This window comes from Gilliamella sp. B2785, from assembly GCF_026537005.1.
GTDB classification, from domain to species: domain Bacteria; phylum Pseudomonadota; class Gammaproteobacteria; order Enterobacterales; family Orbaceae; genus Gilliamella; species Gilliamella apicola_E.
Genome location: NZ_JAFNNC010000010.1, coordinates 1 through 16,605 on the forward strand (window position 1 = coordinate 1; position 16,605 = coordinate 16,605).

Genomic DNA, 16,605 nt, shown 5'->3' on the forward strand with positions numbered 1-16,605 from the left:
GTATTAGGTGATTAAAAGTAAGCTGACTCAAGGAGTCAACGTCGTTTAGCCATAAAAAAAGCGATTTTGCGGCTAAGCGACGTTTAAATTACCCGCTTAGGCGGGTTTATTTTTGAGGTGTTTTATCGCAAAAAAAATTGAGGAGCGGGGTTTTTGTAACGATAAAAAGCCGAACAAGCCTCTTTTCATCCCCTAAAACATTAAGTAACCCTTTTTTTAAAGTTCCAAAAAGCAATCTCCATTTTAAGTTATACAACTCTATGTTATCCTTAACGCAACATTCGATCACAGGACGTTCTATATGATAAAAGATCCATTTTATGATCGTGAGGCGAAAAAGTATGAATCGCCGATCGCCAGTCGTGAACTGATTTTGGATTATCTTACCAAAGAAGCAAAACCAGCCAGTTTAGAAAAAATAGCTAAAGCCGTATCAATCAAATCTGACGAGCAAAAAGAGGCTTTACATCGCCGATTGCGAGCGATGGAACGTGATGGTCAGGTGGTTTACACGCGTCGTAAATGTTATGCCTTACCTGAAAAATTCGATATGGTTAAGGGCAGTGTTATTGCACATCGTGATGGTTATGGCTTTTTACGGGTTGAAGGTAAGCCGGAAGACTATTTTTTGTCACACGAGCAGATGAAAAAGGTTTTACAAGGCGATGTTATTTTGGCTCAGCCAATCGGTAGTCAATACCGTGGTAAGACTGAAGCGCGAGTGGTGCGGATTTTAGAGCCGCGTACTAATCTGATTGTTGGTCGTTATTTTATTGAGCAAGGCGTTGGTTTTGTGGTGCCGGATGATAGCCGTTTGAATTTTGATATTTTAATCGCTGGCAAGCCAAATCGAACGGTTAGAATGGGCTCAGTTGTTGTGGTTGAATTGCAGCAAAGACCTGAACGACGCCAAAAAGCGGTCGGTGTGATTAAGGAAGTGCTTGGCGAAATAATGGGCACGAATTTAGCCATCGATATTTCATTACGTAATCATGAGATCCCTTATGAATTTCCAAAAGCGGTTGAAAACGCGGCTAACAAGTTTAGTGAGCAAGTGCCTGAAAGCGCTAAGAAAGGCCGTAAGGATCTACGTGATTTGCCGTTAGTAACCATTGATGGTGAAGATGCACGAGATTTTGATGATGCGGTCTATTGTCAAAAGAATCGTGGTGGTGGTTATCGTTTGTGGGTGGCGATTGCTGATGTGAGCTATTATGTGCGAACCGGTAAGGCGCTTGATAAAGAAGCTTGTTTGCGTGGGACTTCAGTCTATTTTCCGTCGCGCGTGGTTCCGATGTTGCCGGAAGTTTTATCCAATGGCCTTTGTTCGCTCAACCCACAAGTTGATCGCTTGTGTTTAGTGTGCGAAATGACCGTGTCGAATAAAGGGCGTTTGACCGGTTATCAATTTTATGAAGCGGTGATGAATTCACACGCGCGTTTAACTTATACCAAGGTAGCTAAGATTTTGGAAGGTGATAAGGATTTGCGTGAGCATTATCGTGAGTTGGTTCCTCACCTTGAGAATCTTTATGGTCTTTATAAGGTGCTTAATAGTGCTCGAATTGCCCGTGGCGCAATCGGGTTTGAGTCGGAAGAGCCTAAATTTATCTTCAATGCTGATAAACGTATTGAGAGCATTGAGTTAGTTCAGCGAAATGAAGCGCATAAGATCATTGAGGAGTGTATGATTTTGGCCAATGTTGCCGCAGCAAAATTGGTGATTGATGCTGAGATTCCGTCGCTATTTCGTGTGCATGATAAACCGGATGAAGATCGCATAAATAATTTACGCAGTATTTTAAGTGAACTTGGTTTGTCTCTCGGCAAGGGTACCAGTCCAAAAGATATCGCTAAGTTGATGGTTGAGGTTGAAGCAAGACCTGATCATGAGATGTTGCAAACGGTCATTTTGCGCTCAATGAAGCAAGCAATTTACGATCCTGAAAATCGTGGGCACTTTGGGTTAGCACTTGAGGAGTATGCGCACTTTACATCGCCAATTCGTCGTTATCCTGATCTGTTATTGCATCGTGCGATTAAATGGGTTATAGCTGATCAGCAACATAGTAAACAACATGATAAAACCGGCGGGCACCGTTATACGACTAGCGAGATGCTCTATTTTGGTGAACACTGTTCAATGACTGAGCGCCGAGCGGACGAAGCGGTTCGTGATGTCGTTGATTGGTTGAAATGTGATTATATGCAAGATCATGTCGGCGAGGTATTCAATGGCACTATTTCGAGCGTTGTTAATTTCGGTTTTTTTGTGCGATTAGATGATCTATTTATTGATGGTTTAGTGCACGTTTCTTCACTCGAAAATGATTATTATATTTTTGATGCATCACGTAATCGTTTAATTGGTGAAAATACCCGTTTTATTTATCGTTTAGGTGACAAAGTTCAAGTATCAGTCGTTAATGTTAATCCTGACGAGCGTAAAATTGATTTTTCATTGGTTGGCAGTAATAATAAGCCACAACGCCAAGGTAAGACAGCCAAAGATAAGGCGAAGAAAGTCGATAGTGATGCTGAACTGCCAGTTAAGCGCAAAAATAAAAGCCAAGCTAATAGTAAAAAAACGAGTGCAAAGGTTGTCGCAAAGAGTAAAAAACGCAGTAAGCCAAAAACAGCTGCTAAAAAAACGTCTAAATCAGCATCGACCTCAAGCAATCAGAGAAAAAAGAGTAAAAAATAGATGAGTGAAACAGTTTACGGTATCCACGCGATTGAAGCTTTGTTAGCGCGTGCACCAGAAAGAATTATTGAAGTTTTTATCGTTAAAGGCCGAGAAGATAAGCGCCTTAATGCCCTTGTTCGTGAGTTGGAGCAGTTGGGTTTAGCAGTAAAAGTGACCAATAGGCAGTATTTAGATGAAAAAACGAAAAATGGCGTTCATCAAGGTATTTTGGCGATGGTTAAACCAAGCCGTGGTTATCAGGAAAATGATATTCCATTATTAATGGAGCAAAATTCCAATCCAATTATCTTAATTTTAGATGGTGTGACTGATCCACATAATTTAGGCGCTTGTATTCGTACTGCCGATGCCGCTGGTGTGAGCTTTATTGTTGTACCTAAAGATCGTTCTGCACCACTTAATTCAACCGCTCAGAAAGTTGCATGTGGCGCGGCTGAAAGCGTGCCAGTGGTTAGAGTCACCAATTTGGCGCGTACTATGCGTATGTTACAAGATGAATATCAAGTTTGGATAGTGGGTACTGCCGGTGAAGCAACCAGCACACTTTACCAAACAGACTTTTATAAAAATTCAACAGCATTGGCTTTAGTGATGGGGGCAGAAGGTGAGGGGATGCGTCGATTAACCAAAGAGCATTGTGATGAGTTAGTCAGTATACCGATGGCAGGTATTGTTTCTTCGCTTAATGTGTCTGTTGCTACCGGCGTTTGCTTATTTGAGATTGTTAGACAAAAAAATAAATAGTTAGAGATATAGTATGTTAGGATTTTTGAAAAAGCTTTTATCAGGGAATAAAGAAAAAAATGCTCCAGCGCTGTCTGAGCGAGATTTGAATGGTCGTAATCGTGTCGGATATCCGACAATGCAATTATCGCGTGAGATTGATAATTTAGTTAAATTGAAATACCGTCCTCTTAAACGTGTAATTAAGGTGTATAGAGACACGCTGTTTTTTAAATGGGGTCCTGCAGTTATCAATAATACTTTATCAGATGAGCAGTTGGCTAATTTGTCCGGACGGAATGTTCAGATGGTTTATTTATTGCTGTTTCGTGATATGTTAAGACATATTTCAGGTTTAGCTAAATTTAGGCATTTTGCCGAAGATTGGCCGGAACAATTTGCGAATGAGTTATTAGATAATTGCAAAATGCTAGGCGATAGTGATGATGTTGATGTCGCTAAAAAAGAAGCGTTATTTGCTAACACTGAGCTTTATAATGTTGATACTCCCATCGATCCTAAACACCCAGAAAATACGCAAATCCCTGATTGGACAGTACCATTAGCGGAATTAATTATGCTGCCACCGGATATGATTTATAAGTGTCATCGTCCTTTAATGGCTGCAATTGACCGTCGCAAAAAGCGCTAACTTTAACGATTGATTGAGTTGAAGCTGTAATATCGATTCACTCAATCAATCAATTTTGTTAACTTAATTTACTTCCTTCCTTAAATAGCACTATTTATTACCAACAATTTTGCAATTTATCTTTGCAAAAATACCCACAGCAAATTCCTCTCACTGCTTGAATTTTGCATTTATACAATTCAATTCTTTTTGTCATAACTAATCAGCCCGATAAGTTCGACAAAGTCTAACAATTATGTGAGGAGAGATAGTAAAGGTATTAACACTTATTTCTATTAAGATAAAGGTCAATGCCGACACAAGGTGTCGGCACGATTATTTTGCTTTTTAGCTTTTGATTAGATCAACTTCAACACCTAACCCTTTTGCTACACCTGAACCATAATCGGGATGGACTTTATAGAAGTGTTTAAGCTGTCTAATTTGAATATCACGATCGACGTTTTTCATCGAAGTGACAATATTATCAATCAGCAGTTGTTTTTGATCTGGACGCATTAAATTAAATAATGCACGTGGGTGCGAATAGTAATCACCATCAACACGATGATCGTGTTTATCCATTGTGCCGGCAGGGACATGCATCGGTGGCTCAGCATACTGCGGTTGTTGTTTAGGTGCACTATCAACACTATTTGGCTCATAGTTTGGTGCATTATCTGGCGTATAAAAGCGCATAGCTCCGTCACGTTGATAATTGTGTACCGGGCATTTAGGTGCATTGATTGGTAATTGTTGGTAGTTTGTACCGATACGATAACGGTGCGCATCAGCATATGCAAAAATTCGCCCTTGTAACATTTTATCCGGTGATAAACCAATACCAGGTACAATATTACTTGGTTCAAATGCAGATTGTTCTACTTCAGCAAAATAGTTTTCCGGATTACGGTTAAGCTCCATAACACCGACTTCAATAAGCGGAAACTGTTTTTGCGACCAAACTTTAGTGACATCAAACGGGTTTTCTGGATGGTTATTGGCTTGTTCTTCACTCATCACTTGTATATAAAGTCGCCATTTAGGGTAGTTACCTTGTTCAATGGCATTAAAGAGATCTTCTTGCGCTGAATCAGGGTTGCTTCCGTCGAGTTCTGCGGCTTTTTTAGGATGAATATTTTTAATGCCTTGTTCCGTTCTAAAATGCCATTTTACCCAAGTTCGTACATTATCTTTGTTGATTAAACTATAAGTATGGCTACCAAAACCATGCATATGTCGAAATCCGTCTGGAATGCCTCGGTCAGAAAATAGAATTGTTACTTGATGAAGTGATTCTGGCGATAAAGAGAAAAAGTCCCACATCATTTGCGGATCTTTTAAGTTGGTCTTAGGATCGCGTTTTTGGGTGTGGATAAAGTCCGGGAATTTGATTGCATCACGAATAAAAAATACTGGCGTGTTATTACCGACGATATCCCAGTTACCTTGATCTGTGTAAAATTTTACTGAAAATCCACGTGGATCACGTGCCGTGTCAGATGAACCACGTTCACCGCCAACAGTTGAAAATCGAGCAAAAACGGGAGTTTGTTTGCCAACTTCGGCAAAAATACTGGCATAGCTATATTGAGTAATGTCATTGGTGACGGTAAATGTTCCGTGTGCGCCAGAGCCTTTGGCATGGACTCGTCTTTCCGGGATATTTTCACGGTTAAACTGAGCGAGTTTTTCGATTAATTGATAGTCGTCAATCAATACCGGTCCACGAGGGCCAGCAGTGCGAGAGTTTTGATTGTCGGCAATAGGGGCACCATTATTGGTGGTGAGTTCTTTTTTTTCTGACATTGCAATACTCCTTATTAGATTGTAACTTTATAGTTAAAGAGTTGTGATTGATTTTATTGAAAAACTAATTTACTAAGGAATAAGATAAAGACGGTGATGCGTGTAAAAAAAGATATTGCTCGATTTATTATATAACTAAATTGGCTGTTAATTGTAGAAAAACAAATTAATTATTTTTTAATCTAGTAATGAGCGATAGTGAATATAAAAATGGGTCCTTAACCCGATTAAGCATAAATGATTTCCGGTAATTTAACATCCCAATGCTGATTATCAACATGATCAACTTTTTGGCAGGCAAATGCTAGCCCAATTGGATAAATTTGCTGTTGTTGGTAGTTTTCAAGCAAGCGATCATAATAGCCACCGCCCATACCGATACGAAATCCTCGGTCATCAAAAGCCACAAGTGGCGTAAAGATGATATCAAGTTGTTCAATATCTATGATTTTAGTTTTATCGATTACTGGTTCTAAGATACCAAAGCTATTTTTTACTAGTGGTGTATTTGGGGTGTAATTTAAGAAGATTAGTTTATGTTCAGCAACTGGGACAGGTAAATAGACCGATTTATTTTGTTGCCATAGATATTCAATAATCGGTTTAGTGTCGACTTCTCCATCAAATGATAAGAATATTGCAATATGTTGTGCTTGGCTGACGGCAGGATGGTTTTTTATTTGTTGGTAGATTATGGCCTGTGCGCTGTCGCGTTGTGCCTGAGATAATTCACGTCTTTTTTGACGTATAGTTTGCCGAATGTCCATAAGTTTTTATTTGAAAGAGAGAAGGAATAAAGACTCCAAGATGCCGTTAGGGGCGTAACCCTTGAACCCGAGGTTCAAGGTGAATAGCATGTTTTAATTTTTAGGTTTCCTAAGTTAATTAGGCATACACACCAATTAAAAATCACACCATTCTAAATTAAAGATTATCGGCTCAGGGGACTAACCCATATCGCGAACATCTCAGAGATGTTTACTATGATACAAAATTTAGAAAATCATACAATAGTCTTTGTGGTTTATTTACATTTCATCTAACTAATTGTTAGTATTTAATGCGGAATCAAGTAATTGCTGTAGCATTTTTAGTCGATTTGCAAATTCATCGCTTTTTTCTTTTTCTTTCGTTAGTTCGTAAGAGATATTTAATGCAGCAGTCATGATAAGTTGATCGCTTCCAACTTGGGGGGATTTTTCTCGTAAATTTGTTAATCGCGCATCTAAATCTTTAGCTGCATTTGTAAGTGCGTCAACTTCATCGACTGGACAATTAAATTTTAACGTTCGCCCAAAAATCTGAACGGTGACAGCTTGATTTTCCATATTTAACCTATAGTTTGATAAATTTATTAATTTTGTCGATTATATGTTTAGCGTTTAATCCTACTTCATCGCGCATTTCTTGCTGTGAGCCTTGCGGGATAAAAATATCAGGCAATCCGATATTTAAAATATCACATTTTATTTTTTTCGATAACAAAAATTCATTAACAGCGCTTCCTGCTCCACCTTTGATGCTGTTTTCTTCGATGGTGACCAGTATATTATGGCTTTGGCTAATGTGCAAAAGGACTTTTTCATCAAGTGGTTTTACAAAACGCATATCTATCACTGTAGCATTTATTTGTTCGGCTACTTGTAAAACTTCAGGTAATAGTGTGCCAAAATTGAGTAAAGCGATCTCTTCGCCCTGCCGGCAGCATTTTGATTGTCCTAATGGTATTGTTTTTAGTGGCTCTAAATGTGCGCCAGTGCCTTCGCCTCGAGGGTAGCGTACTAATGCTGGTCCATCATGTAAATAGCCTGTGTAGAGCATTTGTCGGCATTCGTTTTCGTCACTTGGGGTCATGATGACTAAGTTTGGAATACAGCGTAAAAAGCTTAGATCGAACGCACCTTGGTGAGTTTCACCATCAGCCCCCACAATGCCTGCTCGGTCTATCGCAAATAAAACCGGTAAGTTTTGGATGGCAATATCATGAATGACTTGATCGTAAGCTCGTTGCAAAAAGGTTGAGTAGATAGCAACCACTGGTTTTAATTCGCTAATAGCAAAGCCGGCAGCTAATGTAACTGCATGTTGTTCAGCAATGGCGACATCAAAGAATTGATCTGGAAATCGTTTAGCAAATTCAGTCATGCCAGAACCTTCGCTCATGGCTGGCGTGATTGCCATTAGGCGTTTGTCTTGCTCTGCTATTTCACATAGCCAGTCACCAAAGATTTTGGAATAAGTTGGGGTAATTTTATTTGTGCTTGGTAATATTCCTTCATTTGGATTAAATTTAGGAACGCCGTGCCATAAGGTTGGGTTTTGCTCGGCTGGAGCATAACCTTTTCCTTTCTGGGTGATAATATGCAGTAATTGTGGGCCTTTTAGTTGTCTGACTTTTTGTAAGGTGGCAACTAATGTTTCAATATCATGTCCATCAACAGGACCAATATAGTTAAAACCTAATTCCTCAAATAAAATAGCCGGAGTGACTAAGCCTTTTAGGTGCTCTTCCGTTTTTTTGAATAGCTCTTTTAATGGTGGAATATTGGAAAGCACTTTTTTGCCACTTTCACGAAGTGAGGTGTAGGCTTTGCTTGATAATATTTGTGCCAAGTGTTGATTAAGTGCACCTGTGTTTTCTGAAATGGACATATCATTGTCATTAACGATAACTAGCATATCTGGTTTTATGTGCCCAGCATGGTTCATCGCTTCAAATGCCATACCAGCGGTTAAGGCCCCATCACCAATAATAGCGGCGACTTTTTTACCTGACTGTTTTTTTTGCTCTGCGATCGCAATACCCAGCGCTGCACTTATTGAGGTTGATGAATGTCCTGTTGTTAATACATCATATTCACTTTCATTTCGGTGAGGAAACGGGTGTAATCCCCCTTTTTGGCGAATAGTTAGCATCTGATCGCGTCGACCCGTTAGAATTTTATGTGGATAAGCTTGATGACCTACGTCCCATATAATTTTGTCAAATGGTGTTTGATAGACGTAATGCAACGCGACTGTTAATTCGACCACACCAAGACCTGAAGCTAAATGACCACTAGATTGGCTGACACTGTCTAATAAAAATTGTCGTAGTTCCTGACTAATTGCTGGCAATTGTGCGAGCGGATATCGCCTAAGATCCGCAGGTGAATTGATTTGCTTTAATAGAGGGTATTTGTCTAAATTCATTTTTATCATCTAGTTATTTAGTTAACTATTTCGATTAATAATAAAACCAGCAAGGTCTTGTAATGGTTGGCTATTATAAGGTATTTGCGTCAGACTATCGATAGCTTGTTGATATAACTTGTGTGTCATTTCGATGGCATTTTGTAAACCCATCAATGCTGGATAAGTGCTTTTTTCCAGCTTAAGATCAGAGCCTTGTGGTTTACCCATCAGCTCTTGTTCACCAATGACGTCTAATATGTCATCTTGTATCTGGAATGCTAGTCCAATTGCTTTAGCATAGTTGTCTAACATTGGGTAATAGGGTTGAGCTACCTCATCGCATGAATAAGCACCGAGTCTTACTGCCGCTTGAATTAAGGCGCCAGTTTTATAGTTATGGATAGTTTGTAAGTGTTCCAACGTGACTGTTTGGTGTTCTGCTTGTAAATCCAGTGATTGACCTAAACACATTCCAGCAAGGCCACTTGCACTTGCTAGTTCAGTAATCATTTTTATTTTGCTTTGGTTGCTGATTTGTTGGTTTTCGGATAATAGGCTGAATGCTAGTGATTGTAGTGCATCACCAGCGAGAATGGCTTGTGCTTGGCCAAATTTTATGTGGCAGGTTGGTTTTCCTCGCCTTAGATTATCATCATCCATTGCGGGTAAGTCATCATGAATTAATGAGTAGGTATGCATCGATTCAATGGCTGCAGCAACTGAATCGAGTTTGGTTAGCGGACAATTAAACATTTGTCCGGTTAAATAGACCAGAATAGGGCGTATTCGCTTGCCACCAGCAAGCAGGCTGTAACTCATCGCTTGTTGCAAATTAGATGGTGCAAACTGCGAAATATATGTTGTTAGATAGTTATCAATACGTTCTTGTAATGGTTTTAGGCTATTCATTATTATCAATGGAAAATTCAGATAATTGTGCATCACTATTTTCAGATAATAAAATTTGGATGCGTTGCTCAGCTTCATTAAGTTGTTTTTGACCAGAACGAGCTAGTTTGATGCCTTTTTCGAATTCATTTAGTGCTTCATCTAATGGTAAATCACCATTTTCAAGTTGAGTGACAATTGCTTCAAGTTGCTTGATGGTTTCTTCGAAACTGACTTCATTATTGTTTGACATATCGTACTCCTTCTTATACCAAATGAGTATACACGTATTTTTTATGATGGTGAATTAAGATGTTTTAGTTAACAATTTAACTAAGCTGTTCTTTTTCATTTTCAAGTTCATCAACTGATAGTTGAGCTATATCCGGATTAATTGGTTTTTTTACTTCAATCCCTAATTCCCTAAATCGTTCTATTTGACCAATCACGTTACCACGTCCTTTCGAGAGTTTGTTCATTGAGTTTTGATAGGTTTGTTGGGCTTTATCCAAACAGTTGCCTAGATTTTCCATATCTTCGATAAATCCACGTACTTTGTCATATAGTTTGCTGGCTCTATCAGCAATAAGCTCGGCATTACGATTTTGGTATTCAAAACGCCATAAATTATGAATAGTTCGCAAGGCAACCAATAGGGTAGTTGGGCTAACAATCATGATGTTACTTTTTAATGCATCATTGATTAATGATGGATCTTGATCGATGGCGGATAAAAATGCCGGTTCGACAGGAATGAACATTAGAATGTAGTCTAATGATTGAATGCCATTTAGTTTATGGTAATCTTTTTGACTAAGTTGTTTTAAGTGATTACGCACAGCAATTAAATGATCAGCAATGGCTCTAGTTTTTGTCTCTTCGTCATCACTATTAAAATAACGTTCATAAGCAACTAAGGTGACTTTGGAATCGATGACTACATCACCGCCTTGGGGTAAGTGAACAATTACATCTGGTTGTAGACGTCGGTTATCTTCATTAGTTAGATTAACTTGAGTGTGATATTCGTAACCTTGACGCAATCCGGAATTATCCAATATTTGACTAAGAATAAATTCACCCCAATTACCTTGGGTTTTGTTATTGCCTTTTAACGCATTGGTTAAATTGGTGGCTTCTTTCGTCATGAGTTCGTTGAGCTGTTGCAAGTTGCGAATTTCGTGAGTTAGGGTATGGCGCTCTTTGGCTTCTTGACCAAAGCTATCTTGAACTTGCTTTTTAAAGCCTTCTAATTGTTGTTTAAGTGGTGAGAGTAAAAACTCTAAGCTTTGTTTATTTTGTTGCTCAATTTTTTTGCCACTGTGCTCAAAAATTCGATTGGCTAAGTTTTCAAATTGCGTGGTTAATCGTTGCTCGCTTTGTTCTAAAACTGTCTGTTTTTCATGTGCGGCATTGATAATTTCTTCTAAGCGCGTTTTTAATTCACTAATTTTGATATTTTGAGCAACATTTTGTTGTTGGTATTGGCTCAACTCTTGTTCTAATTGAGTGATATTTGCCATTAATGACTGATTTTCTTTATTTCTTTGATTAAGTTGTAAATCATATATGGCATGTAGGTTATTCGCTTTAAATTGCGCTTTTAGCATGGCAATTAGTAAGGCGATAATGGCAATAATTACAATAATGACTACTGCCCATTCACTTAAGCCTAAACTTCCTAACATGATTAAGCCCTTTCAAACGTGAATGAAATCACATCATCTAAATTCATAGCATCAAGTGCTAACATAATTAAGCGGTCAAGCCCAACGGCAACACCTGCACAATCGGGTAAACCTGCTTCCATAGCCGCGATTAATTCAATATCGATGTTTTGTGGTGGTAAGTTTTGATTTGCTCGATCAATATTATTTTGCTCAAAACGCATCTTTTGTTCTTGCGGATTGGTGAGTTCTTTAAATCCATTAGCTAGTTCAACCCCTTTGTAATAAAACTCAAAACGGCTTGCTACACGATGATCTTCTGAACTGATCGCTGCTAAAGCTGCCTGTGAGGCAGGGAAGTTATAAACAGCGATAGGTTTTTCTTGTCCAATATGCGGTTCAACGCCAAAACTAAATAAACATTGTAATAAGGTGTCGCGATCATAATCATCAGTATTGAGTTCAATATTTAGTTGTTTGATAGCTTCAACTAAAGTTGCGTGATCAGCTTCTAGTGGGTCAATATTAAGATGACGTTGGAATGCCTTTTGGTAAGAGATTCGTTCCGCAGGTTCACAATCTAGGATGCTTTGCAGTAGATCATCGACTTCGTTGATCATTTGCATCATATCAAATTGAATACGATACCATTCGAGCATTGTAAATTCAGGGTTATGATAACGGCTTACTTCTTCATGATTGCGAAAACATTTACAGATTTGATAAATCGGTCCACTGCCAGCAGCTAATAACCGTTTCATATGATATTCAGGGCTAGTGATTAATGACATTTTTCGCCCTTGTTGTTCATCGTTTTCACCAGGTTTTAAAAATAAGGTATGAAATGAACTAAGATGTACATCGGTTACCGCATATTGACTTAGGGTTGGGGTTTCCACTTCCAAAATACAGCGGTCAGCAAAAAACTGTCTTACTTTAGATACAATTTTAGCGCGCTTAAGTAAATTATTAATAGATGCAGTAGGTTGCCAAGTCATAAAAAATATCCATGCATATTGATTAATTTCTAAAAGAAGAAATAGGGCATTAAGCCCTATTTCTTATTGCTGGCATTCATTTTGCCACAATGTGAACAAATTGTCGTATTTTTCTTGTTGATGCCAGATATGGCGATGAAGTGCAGAAAGAATAATTGGATCTTCTAAGATCGCTAATTGTTGTTCTTTACTAATTTTTTCTAAATCCACTTGTTGATAATGCTCAATAAGTTGTTTTCGTAACTGCTGATTTTTTGAGTTAGGTAAATGACGAGAAGTCGATAATGCACAGGCTAACGCATTATAAATAGGATCGACAAGCGCCATAATAAAGCCATGTTCAATAAAAGCAGCTTCGGTTTGGACTAAATAGTCACCAGTTAGTTTTACTGCTCGCGACGGATGTGTTTCTTCCGGTGTTAAGAATAACCCTGCTTTTTTGGCTTTCATACCAATACTTGATAAGCCAGAAATACGGACAACTAATGGTGAAATGGTTAATGGAATTAATATCGCTATATACCAATAAGTAAATTGAGGATTTAACCAAATAATCACACATAACCAAACTATGCCTAGTAGCGATAATGGCCAACAGAAGTAGAATGATTCCCCCCAAGTTAAGGCATCATCGTTTCTTGCTGGTGATTTCCATTGAATTTTGCTACCCAGCCATGCTTTAACCACAAACTTGCTGTGGAAGATCATGCGGATTGGTGCAAGGATCATCGACCATACCATTTCAATTAAAATCGATAATGATAATTTGAATATTCCACCCACATCTTTTGCACCTGTTCGAGCAATAATAATGCCATAACTAAACAGTTTAGGTGCAAAAAGTAATACCATTGTGGTTGAAAGTAATTGAATAGCTAATTGTTCATCCCATTTTGGCCACGTTGGATAAAATTGGTTAGGTTGGAAGAAGTATTGTGGTTCAGATATATTGAACACTAATAATAAGAGTGTTGAGAAGATCAAGAAGATTAACCACAATAGTGACGAGATGTAAGCCATACCACTGGTTAAAAACATCACACGGTGAGTTAACGTAATTCCACTTTTAAAGATTAATCGCAAATTAATCAAATTACCCATACACCAACGATTATCGCGTTTGAGATCTTCTATCATGTTTCCTGGTAGCTCTTCATAACTACCATTCATATCATACGCAATCCATACGCCATAACCTGCACGACGCATTAACGTCGCTTCAACTAAATCGTGCGATAAGATATGAATAGGGCCTTTACGTTTTTGTAATGGCGATAAAATACAGTGCTCAATAAATGGTTTTAGGCGAATCATAGCATTGTGACCCCAATATTGGGCTTCACTTAATTGCCAGAAGTGAGTACCTGAGCAAAAAATATCACTGTATATTTGATTGGCAAATTGTTGAATACGACCATATAAGGTTGTCATTCTGACCGATTTAGGCGGAGACTGTAAAATACCTGCTTTTGGATTCATTTCCATCATTGCGATCATTTTTAAGATACAATCACCGGTCATAATACTGTCGGCATCAAGAATCATCATGTATTCATATTGGTGCCCCCAACGACGGCAGAAGTCATCGATGTTACCACTTTTACGTTTTACGCGACGCTTACGGTGGCGATAAAAGATATTACAACCATTGTCAGCTTTTTTAGCGTTAAATTCAGCCCATGCTTTTAATTCATTGACATAGAGATCGGGATCATTGGTGTCGCTTAGAATATAAAAATCACAACACTGCGCATGTCCTGTCTCAACTAGCGATTCATAAGTTGCTTCTAGCCCTGCAAATACCCGTGAAACATCTTCATTACAAATTGGCATGACTAATGCAGTACGATGTTTGGCGTCAATGTGGTTAGCAGGATCATTGGGGATGGCAATAGTGTAGCGATCTTTTTTGATCACCGCCAAAATAAGCCCCATGATGCTAGTCCAAAATCCAATTGAAATCCAACAAAATAGGATAGCAAATAAGGCAATGATAAAACCTTGTATGATATAAGGAATGATGCTGTAAATGGCAAGTTCTGGGTTGATATCCCAATTTGCCATAAAATTGATTTGTTGCCAGCTTTGGTAAGGTAATAAGGTTGATAAGTAAGTTGTGCCGTAATAAGTTTGTATGGCAATAAGCACAAACATAATTAAACGACGAATAAGTGCGATGATATTCAGACCAGGTTTGGATTGAGGACTATAACGTTCATTCCAAATTTGTGGTTGAACCGAAACACGCTCAACTTTTGGATAAGTTGGTTGTTGTTTTCTTTCATCATTAAAATGATCAGTTTTGCCAACTTGATTGAGTCGATATTTTAGAAATTCGAGTTTATCGTTTGGCAAGTCTTCCGATTTCTGACGCCAATATTCGGCGTCAGATAGGTTTTCGAAATAATCTTTTTTCATGTTATGTGCTTATTATTAAGATCATTGAGCCGGAAATTGTCCGCTCCAAGTTTCGGACACGATCGTATGTGATTTTTTCGACGATAATTGAAGGCGAATGTCAGTTGGTTTTTTGTTATCTTCAACGTTGAATCGCACTAGCACTCGCCAACCTTTTGTTACAGAGTTGTATTGTGTATCACAGCTAACTATTGAACCATTATTAATACTTGAAATAACGTCAACTGGGTCTTGCTCTGATAAGTTTGGACCAACAAAATCCACAACATAAGCATTAGAACCATCAAGTTTACGTATTAAGTTTGCTTGTTTTATATCACCTAATGATAAGCGCGTACTTTCTGCTCTAGCTTCATTTTTTGGATAACGTTGTTGTTCGTTGAGTGAATAATGTAATCGATATTTAACATCTAACACATCACCAGCTTTATATTGTTTTTCGGGTACCCAGTAGGTAACGATGTTGTCGTTGGTTTCATCTGCGGTAGGGATTTCAACCAATTCAACTCGACCTTTATGCCAATCATTCAATATTTCAACCCATACACTTGGACGAAGTTCGTAATGGTCGTCGAGATCTTGATAGTCATCAAAACCTTTGTCACGTTGAATTAAACCAAATGCTTTAGGGCTTTCTAAACTATATGATGAAAAAGATAAGCGTTTAGGATTATTTAATGGACGCCAAATCCACTCATTTTTGGCCTGAATTGAAAGTCCATTAGAATCGTGCATTGCTGGACGATAGTTTAATAGTGGTGATGGTTGGTTAGGGCCAAATAAGAACATACTAGTCAGTGGTGCCACACCAAGTTTTTTAACTGAATCACGGAAGAATACTTTGGCTTCTACAGTAATAGTAGTATCAACACTTGGGATTAAGGTAATTTTGTAAGCCCCTGTTACACTTTTAGAATCAAGTAGGGCATAAATGACTAAATGTTTTTGATTTGGTTCTGGGCGTTCAATCCAATACTCTTTAAAACGTGGAAACTCTTCGCCAGACATTTCGCCTGTATCAATCGCAAGTCCACGCGCTGAAAGACCATAATGCTGATTTTTACCAACAGCACGGAAATAGCTACCACCTAGTGCGGTAAATATTTCATCGTCGGTTTTTGCTGGGTTATTGATTGGATAGTGCACTTTAAATCCAGCAAAGCCTAGTTTTTTAGTATCTAACTTATCTAAATTAATAGGACTTAAATCGAAGTAATCTGGGCTAAATTTAATTTCATTAACTTGATTGTTTACAATCTCATTAATTTTGACAGGTACATCAAAATACATGCCTTCATGATAAAATTCGAGTTTGAAACGACTTTTGCGATCGCTCCAATATGCTTTATCATGCTTAAAATAAATCTTTTGATAATCGGCAAATTGTAGTGACGATAATTCACTAGGAATATTTTTAGATGGTTGGACGTAAGCTTTTTTTGATAGTTTTTCTGCTTGTGTCACAACATCGTTAAATGTAAAAGCCCATGAAGAAAAACTTAAACAAGATAAAGATGCGATACAAACTATCTTGCAAGTTAATGTTTTACTAAATCGACTAATAGGTAATAAATTGTACATAAAAAGACT

Annotated in this window: 13 protein-coding genes and 1 other RNA gene; 3 read left to right on the forward strand and 11 right to left on the reverse strand. The window is 38.1% G+C overall.

The window, feature by feature from the left end; genetic code table 11:
- Window positions 1-301: 301 nt before the first annotated feature.
- The 3 genes from rnr to J3U24_RS10675 are packed head-to-tail and all read left to right on the forward strand — an operon-like array spanning window position 302 to window position 4,082.
- Window positions 302-2,704 (forward strand): ribonuclease R, encoded by a 2,403-nt coding sequence (gene rnr, locus J3U24_RS10665; RefSeq protein WP_065733737.1) that lies wholly within the window; start codon window positions 302-304, stop codon window positions 2,702-2,704.
- Entirely contained in the window at window positions 2,705-3,451 is a 747-nt protein-coding gene (rlmB, locus tag J3U24_RS10670) for a 23S rRNA (guanosine(2251)-2'-O)-methyltransferase RlmB (RefSeq protein WP_065733738.1), read from the forward strand. It abuts the gene before it with no gap.
- Between the two features lie 13 nt (window positions 3,452-3,464).
- The gene (locus tag J3U24_RS10675; RefSeq protein WP_267337719.1) at window positions 3,465-4,082 is read left to right on the forward strand and encodes a hypothetical protein; all 618 of its coding nucleotides are present in this window, start codon (window positions 3,465-3,467) and stop codon (window positions 4,080-4,082) included.
- Between the two features lie 327 nt (window positions 4,083-4,409).
- Here J3U24_RS10675 and J3U24_RS10680 read toward each other — a convergent pair whose 3' ends face one another.
- The 11 genes from J3U24_RS10680 to J3U24_RS10730 all read right to left on the reverse strand — a co-directional run bounded on the left by J3U24_RS10680 (window position 4,410) and on the right by J3U24_RS10730 (window position 16,596).
- The gene (locus J3U24_RS10680) at window positions 4,410-5,870 is read right to left on the reverse strand and encodes a catalase (RefSeq protein ID WP_065733740.1); all 1,461 of its coding nucleotides are present in this window, start codon (window positions 5,868-5,870) and stop codon (window positions 4,410-4,412) included.
- A gap of 227 nt (window positions 5,871-6,097) precedes the next feature.
- On the reverse strand, window positions 6,098-6,637 hold the full coding sequence (locus tag J3U24_RS10685; protein WP_220225751.1) for a 5-formyltetrahydrofolate cyclo-ligase: 540 nt from the start codon (window positions 6,635-6,637) through the stop codon (window positions 6,098-6,100).
- Between the two features lie 28 nt (window positions 6,638-6,665).
- Window positions 6,666-6,848: non-coding RNA, 6S RNA (gene ssrS, locus J3U24_RS10690), on the reverse strand.
- 65 nt (window positions 6,849-6,913) lie between these two features.
- Window positions 6,914-7,198: a cell division protein ZapA gene (zapA, locus tag J3U24_RS10695; RefSeq protein ID WP_065563351.1), complete on the reverse strand. Its 285-nt coding sequence runs from the start codon at window positions 7,196-7,198 to the stop codon at window positions 6,914-6,916.
- Window positions 7,199-7,205: 7 nt separating this feature from the next.
- Entirely contained in the window at window positions 7,206-9,068 is a 1,863-nt protein-coding gene (dxs, locus tag J3U24_RS10700) for a 1-deoxy-D-xylulose-5-phosphate synthase (RefSeq protein WP_370632601.1), read from the reverse strand.
- 15 nt (window positions 9,069-9,083) lie between these two features.
- Window positions 9,084-9,956, reverse strand: coding sequence for a (2E,6E)-farnesyl diphosphate synthase (gene ispA / locus J3U24_RS10705; RefSeq protein WP_416380039.1), 873 nt, complete (start codon window positions 9,954-9,956; stop codon window positions 9,084-9,086).
- Entirely contained in the window at window positions 9,946-10,185 is a 240-nt protein-coding gene (gene xseB / locus J3U24_RS10710; RefSeq protein WP_065563353.1) for an exodeoxyribonuclease VII small subunit, read from the reverse strand. The genes ispA and xseB overlap by 11 nt, the downstream gene beginning before the upstream one ends.
- A 76-nt stretch (window positions 10,186-10,261) precedes the next feature.
- Entirely contained in the window at window positions 10,262-11,620 is a 1,359-nt protein-coding gene (gene rmuC, locus J3U24_RS10715; RefSeq protein WP_267337721.1) for a DNA recombination protein RmuC, read from the reverse strand.
- A 2-nt stretch (window positions 11,621-11,622) separates the two neighbouring features.
- Complete coding sequence (epmA, locus tag J3U24_RS10720; protein ID WP_065563355.1) at window positions 11,623-12,597, reverse strand: elongation factor P--(R)-beta-lysine ligase; 975 nt, start codon at window positions 12,595-12,597, stop codon at window positions 11,623-11,625.
- A 63-nt stretch (window positions 12,598-12,660) separates the two neighbouring features.
- The gene (gene mdoH, locus J3U24_RS10725) at window positions 12,661-15,015 is read right to left on the reverse strand and encodes a glucans biosynthesis glucosyltransferase MdoH (RefSeq protein WP_267331040.1); all 2,355 of its coding nucleotides are present in this window, start codon (window positions 15,013-15,015) and stop codon (window positions 12,661-12,663) included.
- 21 nt (window positions 15,016-15,036) lie between these two features.
- Window positions 15,037-16,596 carry a glucan biosynthesis protein G gene (locus tag J3U24_RS10730; RefSeq protein ID WP_065563357.1) on the reverse strand — a complete coding sequence of 520 codons (1,560 nt, stop codon included), beginning with the start codon at window positions 16,594-16,596 and terminating at the stop codon, window positions 15,037-15,039.
- Window positions 16,597-16,605 lie beyond the last annotated feature (9 nt).